The sequence below is a fragment of the Flectobacillus major DSM 103 genome (assembly GCF_000427405.1).
Classification (GTDB): domain Bacteria; phylum Bacteroidota; class Bacteroidia; order Cytophagales; family Spirosomataceae; genus Flectobacillus; species Flectobacillus major.
In genome coordinates this window covers 5,107,728-5,114,946 of sequence record NZ_KE386491.1, presented here as the reverse complement: position 1 = coordinate 5,114,946, position 7,219 = coordinate 5,107,728, and the positions used below count along the sequence as shown (strand labels likewise).

At 32.7% G+C, this 7,219-nt stretch carries 5 protein-coding genes and 1 pseudogene; 1 reads left to right on the top strand and 5 read right to left on the bottom strand.

Features of this window, described 5'->3' with window-relative positions; all coding sequences use genetic code 11:
- A pseudogene (locus FLEMA_RS75025) lies at positions 1-378 on the top strand (SDR family NAD-dependent epimerase/dehydratase); the annotation flags it as partial.
- A 148-nt stretch (positions 379-526) separates the two neighbouring features.
- Here the strand turns inward: FLEMA_RS75025 and FLEMA_RS75020 are convergent.
- From FLEMA_RS75020 to FLEMA_RS75000, 5 genes are all read right to left on the bottom strand, one after another.
- Entirely contained in the window at positions 527-3,835 is a 3,309-nt protein-coding gene (locus FLEMA_RS75020; protein ID WP_044173934.1) for a TonB-dependent receptor, read from the bottom strand.
- Positions 3,836-4,607: 772 nt separating this feature from the next.
- The gene (locus FLEMA_RS75015; protein WP_081681398.1) at positions 4,608-5,090 is read right to left on the bottom strand and encodes a cysteine peptidase family C39 domain-containing protein; all 483 of its coding nucleotides are present in this window, start codon (positions 5,088-5,090) and stop codon (positions 4,608-4,610) included.
- Positions 5,042-5,626 (bottom strand): thioredoxin family protein, encoded by a 585-nt coding sequence (locus FLEMA_RS75010; RefSeq protein WP_044173929.1) that lies wholly within the window; start codon positions 5,624-5,626, stop codon positions 5,042-5,044. The genes FLEMA_RS75015 and FLEMA_RS75010 overlap by 49 nt, the downstream gene beginning before the upstream one ends.
- A 4-nt stretch (positions 5,627-5,630) precedes the next feature.
- A complete protein-coding gene (locus tag FLEMA_RS75005) occupies positions 5,631-6,113 on the bottom strand; it encodes a DUF4199 family protein (RefSeq protein ID WP_144080169.1) in 483 nt (160 codons plus the stop codon).
- A gap of 210 nt (positions 6,114-6,323) precedes the next feature.
- Positions 6,324-6,755 carry a hypothetical protein gene (locus FLEMA_RS75000; protein WP_044173923.1) on the bottom strand — a complete coding sequence of 144 codons (432 nt, stop codon included), beginning with the start codon at positions 6,753-6,755 and terminating at the stop codon, positions 6,324-6,326.
- Positions 6,756-7,219 lie beyond the last annotated feature (464 nt).

The window sequence follows — 7,219 nt, the reverse complement described above, 5'->3', positions numbered from 1 at the left end:
CCTAACGATGTTTGGCGATGGTTCGCAGACACGTTCATTCTGATAGGTAGACGACTAGGTAGAAGGGATTTATCGTTTGTTGTTGAGCGACTACGCCTATCCAGTCAACATTGGTAATCCAGATGAAATCACCATCAAGAATTTGGCGAAGAAATCATCAAACTGACAGGTACAAACCAAAAACTGATTTCGTTACCTTTGCCAACCGACGACCCCAAACAACGTCGTCCAGATATTACCAAAGCAAGAGAGATTTTGGGATGGGAACCAAAAGTAAGCAGAGCCGAAGGTTTAAAGATTACTTACGAGTATTTTAAATCATTACCCAAGGAAGAGCTATTCAAAATGGCAAATCATAGAGATTTTGAAAAAAAATAATTGAAAAAGAAAAGTTAAAAAGGGCTGATACACATAATATGTATCAGCCCTTTTCATTTGGCATAAAAGTCATTCGATTGGGTTTATAAAACAAAATCCCCGTTCAGGCAGTGCTGAACGGGGATTTTTATATGGTTAACACCTAAAACTAGTTGAAGATGTAACGTAGACCTACTTGGAAATAATATGTTGAGCTAAATCCAATATTTGTTCTGTATGTATCTTGAATAAGAGCTCCTCTATCCTGAGCAAGTCTGAATGTTGGCTTGGTAGTTCCTCCTGCAACCAAACTTGCTTGGTTTGTTGGTACAAGAATATTAGAGTTATTAACAATTTTTTGTACTCCCCATTGATTGTTAAGTAAATTACCAACATTGAAGATATCAATACTTAACTGTAGTGTATTACGCTTACCATCAATTTTTGTAAATAAGTCTTGTAAAATTTTAACATCAAATTGGCTTCTCCAAGGCATTACAACACCATTTCTTTCAGCATATTGTCCTTTTCTAGAACGTAGATAATCATCTTGCTCAATATATTTAAAAAAGGCATCACTCTGCTGTTGAGCAGTATAAGTTACAGCACTAGCACCAGAACCGATAGTCTGAGAAACAAAAGTAATTTCACTCGGGTCTTTAGGAATATAAATCAAATCTGCGTTAGCACCATCTCTGTTAATATCAGCACTATAAGTATAAGAAAAACGACCAATCGAAGAACCTTCATAGACTAACGAAACACTTGTTGCTAAATGCTTCAAATACTCTTTTCTATAGGTTACAGCCCCAATAATACGAGTAGGAACTACATAATTAGCATAGCTTAATACGGGGCTATTAGATCCATTCACAGTTGCAGTACCTTGCCATGCAGATGCTGGTTGGTCGCCACTGCCATCAAATAAATTCTTTGAATCATTTTTTACATAAGAAAGCATAGCAGATAATCCATTTGAAAATTGTTTCTCTAATTTAGCATTGAAAGAGAAATAATATCCTTGATTTGAATTACCTAACTGTGTAACGTTATATGCTGTAGTTCCTGTTGCACTATACTGACCAGCAGAGGTAAGAGGATTTATATATTTAGCAGTATTAGTTGCTCCATAAATTAAACGACTATCAGGATAACCACTCACATTCAACGCTTGAGGAGCGTTCAAGTTAATATTTCTGAAATAAGCGGTATTGATATCTTTGTTATAAATTGCTTCTACTGAACCTACAATGCCTAGTGGTAGTTGAACATCTACAGCTAAACTACTTTTCCAAGTTTGTGGCATTTTGAAATTAGGTGAAATAGTAGTAGTACCACCTGTAGGAATACTTACACCAGCTTGAGGAACTGTAGTTGGGTAATACGGTTCTATACGGAATGGGCCAGGAACATTTGAGCCTTGCCAAGTTTGCGTAACCTGTAACATACCCGCATCACCCACTTGAGAAACGATCCATACAAAAGGAACTCGACCAGTAAAAATACCAGACCCACCTCTTACTTGAATAGAACGGTCACCTTTTACATCATAATTAAATCCAAATCTTGGAGAAAACATCAATCGAGAATCAGGGAACTGCCCTGTGTTTACTTTTTGTCCACTTTCAAATGTCAATTGAGATATAAGTGGATGGTCTTGTTGACTATTAGGGAATGTTGCATAGTCCAAACGAATACCACCAGTCAATTTCAATTTTCTATTTACGTTAATTTCATCTTGAGCATAAGCAGAATACTGAGCAAACTTAAATGATGGAAATACTTGAGCAAAACCTGGAGCCAATGAGTATGTTAAACCATAAGCAGTAGGAAGTTTTCCTGTGACAAAATCATCCCAAGTATTAAATACATAATAGCCTGTACCAAAACGTTGGAATCCGTTTTTAGTTTCATTAAAATCAGCCTGAACCCCAAATGTTAAATTATTTTTACCAATTGTCATTTCAACATTATCAACAATAGACCAAGTTTTAACATCTCTTAGGTTTCCATAAGAGAACAACTCTGTCCCAAACGAAGTCAAAGGGTTTCCATCTTTTAAAATATCAACAAAAGGGAATTGCCCTCCTTTAGTTGTTCGTGGGTCGTTTTGACGTGTATAAGTTACACGCAAAGTATTAGATGCTTTACCTAAGAATGAGTTTAATTCAGCTGCAAATGAGTAAAAATTGGCAGCCTGGAAATATCCTGAGTTCTCATATTGTAGGGCTTGAGTACTTTGACGATTTTGAGGGTAAAGGTTAACAAATGGAGATGTTGATGTACTAGGTTGAATTCTTGAAGACTCACTTTCTAAAAAACTGTAACGAACATTTAATTTGTGTTTCTGAGAAATATTCCAGTCTAATCTAGCTAAAAACTTATTACTAAAACTTTTAGATGAATATCCCTGATATGGTCCCGTTACATATCCATACTTGTCTGCAAGGTACTGACTAATAGTATTCATTTCATCAACAGTTGGACGAGATACTTGTGGATTCGCTTGCGAGAATGGAAGTGCAGCAGTAGCAGCAATTTGAGAAGGCCCTGGAGTTGTCTGTCTTTCAAATTCTCCGTTTACAAAGTAAAACAATTTATTTTTAATCAGTGGTCCTCCTAATCTAAAACCATATTGCTTGTACTGAAGATCTTGTTTTATGAATGTTTGATCTCCAATTTTATTCCCTTGCATGCCTTCATTTCTGAAATATGTGTAAGCAGAACCAGAAACCTGATTTGTACCTGAACGCGTTACAGCATTAATAGCACTACCAATAAAACCTGATTGACGAACATCATACGGAGTAACGTTTACTGAGATTTGCTCAAGTGCATCTAATGAAATGGGGGAAGCATTACCTCCAGGTAAATTTCCTCCAATACCAAAGTTATTGTTAAAGTCTGCACCATCTACCGTAATATTATTTTGACGATAGTTACCACCTCCAATTGATGTACCATTAGCTTGTGGAGTAAGGCGTGTCAAATCGTTAATATTTCGACTGATTGAAGGGAGAGATGAGATTTGTTCTCTACCGATATTAGTGATAGCACCTAGCCTGTTTTCACTCATTACATTACTTATAGTAGATGTAACTTTCACTTCGTTTAGTACTGTACCTTCGTCACTTAATTTGAAATCAAGAACAGTAGTAGAAGCAAGGGTAGTGTAAACACTTTCTTTTACCTGTTCTCTGAAACCAACAAATGTTACTTTAATAGTAAAAGGGCCACCTACACGAACACCTGATAAGGCATAACGCCCAGATGCATTCGTAGAAATACCATAACGTGTACCTGATGGTGTGTGAATAGCAATCACACTTGCACCTGGTAATGCTTCTCCCTTAGTATCGGTTACTATACCTGAAATTGAAGAAGTGGTTACCTGTGCAAAAACCCGTACACTTGAAATCGTCGCCGTAAGTAAAAAAAGCAAACTCATGACTACTTTAGTGGTAAAGATTTTTTTCATGATAGTGAATTTGGAATTTAGTTAGAAACTGAATGGATGAATTTACACGCAAAATAACAACAAAATTTTAGTATCCCCAAAAAACAAAAATTAACATAATGTAAAAGTATTAAATGTAACATACAGTAATTCAGATTATACAAAAACAAACCATTAGAATAATACAATTTATTATCTAAATAAGTATGAGGCGATAAATAAATAGATATGATTAATTTTAAAATTCAGTACATTGAAAATATTTTAAATAGCAAAGTATATTTAATATTAGAATATAGGTACATAATAAATAAAGACCATTCCGTCTATGTTGCCAAATGATGTTTTTGAAATTATCTGTTATACCAACAGAATATATTAGTTGTTATCAAAAGACAACATAAGATTAATGGCTAGAAAAAACACGATGAGTCTGATTATGGTGCAACTTGTTTTAGACAACTAAGCCAAGGAAGAAAGCCTATTCTTGATTTAAGTAAAAATCAAGTCCGTCATTCAACAAAAACATCAAAAAGAATTGCTTGAAAGTATTAACTACAGATATAAATACCTCAGACATAATGAGAAGGCAACCCTACACAACCATACACTACTGCTTCTGAAAACAATGTCGAAAAGGAAGAGCAATCCTTTATTACGATGAACTGCTCTTATCATCTAAATATCATAATTACTTAAATTATTTCCTTATAAACTGCGAAAAAGATTGTTATAAACTTTAAACAACAATAAATACTATGACAAATTATAGCAATATTTTTTATCTGTGTATCTATTTTTGGAATACTAATACAACATTATCCCATTTTGATGGCAATTCATGTTTTTTAAACATAACATTACCTTCCAAAGGATCTCGAACATAAATAAACCCATTCTTCATACTATCTACTACAACAAAATGATTGCTATTAATTCTTATAATACAAGGAGTATAAGAATCTAACTGCTCTAAATTGGGAACATTTAATCCCTTAGCTTTTAGCCCTGCAGTATTTGAATATCTCTTTAAATTCAGCATTGAAGTCCCTTTCCTATTACTGGCTAATTGACTCCGCATTTTAGTGTAATCTATTTTTTTAATATCATAATACTCAAAAATCATCCTTAAACAACAATACCCACAAGAATAACTATCTGTCTGTACAAATACATTTTTAAAAGAAAATTGCTTCTTAGGAAGAAAAGGTATATAGGATGCACATATTAGTGTAAGCAAGCTGACTCCTGCTGCGATTTTATGTTTGGTTTCCATTTGGTTTTCACAATTGAATTAACGAGTAAATTAAACTCTTCTTTATCAGCAACACCACCTATTACAATATTCTGTACATTACCATTTTTGGTATAAATAAATGAAGGTACTAATTTGATCGAATCCAAAACAGATTTTTCTCTAATCTTAAAAATGGGGTAATTAATTTTATCAAGCTCTATCAATTTATTTATCTCTGTCATATTAGCCTTTTTTCTAAAAACAGGGAAAATAGGTATTTTCTTATTCAGATAGGATTTATCTGAATTCAATATAGATAAAATATGTCTACAATGAGGACATGAAGGAGAAACAACAACATAGATTCTTTCCAAACTATCAGCTTGAAGCTTGCTAGATGGGTTTAGTAACAACCAATTCGAGCTTGAAATAGATTGCCCAATAACCAGTTTGTCTATATTATTTGCAGGGGGAATGGCCTGAATATCTATTCTGCTAAAGTAAAGTGTAGCAACAAGAATAAAAAGCCCTACTGCACCACCTATTATCTGTGCTGTTTTATTTAAAGTTTTCATTTGATTATCCAATAGTTACATTTTCTTTTCTTGTAAAAAACGGTGCTATTATAAGTGCTATAGAGATGTTTTTAAATATACTTGAGATAAAAGTGCTTATCTCATTTATATGATATTTTCTTGTTGTACCTAGATAGACAATCATTTTTCTAATAGTAAAATCATCATATCCCTTCGATGAGTATTCTGACACCATTTTTTCTGCTAAATGTTCAAAATAAAGCTTATCTATATAAGTAGTATATAGATAAAAAAATAACCCTAAAAAAAAGCCCGTTATCAAACCAATTTGAGCTCCTTTAAGCAGTAATTGTTTATATGTTAATTGAAATCCCAAGCTAAAAAAGTAAAGTAGTAAGGTAGCAATTACAACAAAAACAGAAAATACTGTTTGATAAGCTAAATTCCTAAATAGATCAGGCCATATACTATTTACTAGAAAGAATATCATCAAGATATTGGTTTGTAAAAATGAGTATTTTATCATTTCTTAATACCATTTAAATTTTTAAATATATCTCATTACCTTAATATCAATTAGGAAGCTATCTTAACAACTGCTTACTATTACAAAAACTCATTGCTTTCAAAATCAAATCCCTAAATAAAACAAATGCAAAGAGTTTTATAAAATGAAATAGTAACTAAAAAAGAATGATTCAACATACTATTGATAAGATAGCCTCCAATTTATAATCTAATCTTGACAGCAAATTCTATTTGGATTAGAACTACACTGCGATTGACCAAGAATCTGTCCTCCTATTTGTTGACAAGTAGAATACTCCTCTTCATATCCACCATTTGGACAAGGATCTGTACAAGGAGGGGCATTTGACACATTTCCACTTATATCAATACAATCAATTGTTCCACCAACTGCACCCAAACAAGCAGCAAGCACTGGAACTACCCCACCTGAAACTGAAGCACAACCTACCCAGGCTCCAATCGTAGCTAACCATTGACCAAAAGAGCAACCTTTTCCATTAAGAACAGCCAGTTGCTCATCTGAAAGAGAACTTATATGAGTAATAGGAGCTTGTTTTGAAGAAAAAACTAAACTTTGTTTATATCCACTCAGCGTAACGGTGAATAATAACATTAAAACATAGAACATCTTTTTCATTTTAGTGAAGAATTTAAGTTACAAGGACTTGATTTCAACATAAATATATACAATACAAAGTATTATACATATAATTTTATAAAATTTAATAGACTTTATCACGGTTTATTTATTATAGGATAAGAGCATAATCTGCATTGATTTTCTAAGGATATATAAATGCCTTAAATTTCGCTAATTTACGGTTTTTACTTATCAAAAATAGACTGAGTTGTCTGTAAGCATTATCATTAATTAAACCTACTTGTTACAAACCGTGATAAAGTCTAATAGACATTATCACGGTTTATTGTGTATCGATATTTTACAAATCAATTTGCAACTTTAATATGTGACTCTCTGCTTAAAATGAGAATTATCCCATGATTCAAAATCATTAATTTACGATTTAATTTTCTACTGTATCAAACCGTGATAAGGTATAATATATTTTTTTTTATCTATAATATCTCAGATATTTTGTT

Coding starts and splice junctions, on each gene's coding strand:
- FLEMA_RS75005 (WP_144080169.1), bottom strand. CDS start 6,113: ATGATAAAATACTCATTTTTACAAACCAATATCTTGATGATATTCTTT.
- FLEMA_RS75000 (WP_044173923.1), bottom strand. CDS start 6,755: ATGAAAAAGATGTTCTATGTTTTAATGTTATTATTCACCGTTACGCTG.
- FLEMA_RS75010 (WP_044173929.1), bottom strand. CDS start 5,626: ATGAAAACTTTAAATAAAACAGCACAGATAATAGGTGGTGCAGTAGGG.
- FLEMA_RS75015 (WP_081681398.1), bottom strand. CDS start 5,090: ATGGAAACCAAACATAAAATCGCAGCAGGAGTCAGCTTGCTTACACTA.
- FLEMA_RS75020 (WP_044173934.1), bottom strand. CDS start 3,835: ATGAAAAAAATCTTTACCACTAAAGTAGTCATGAGTTTGCTTTTTTTA.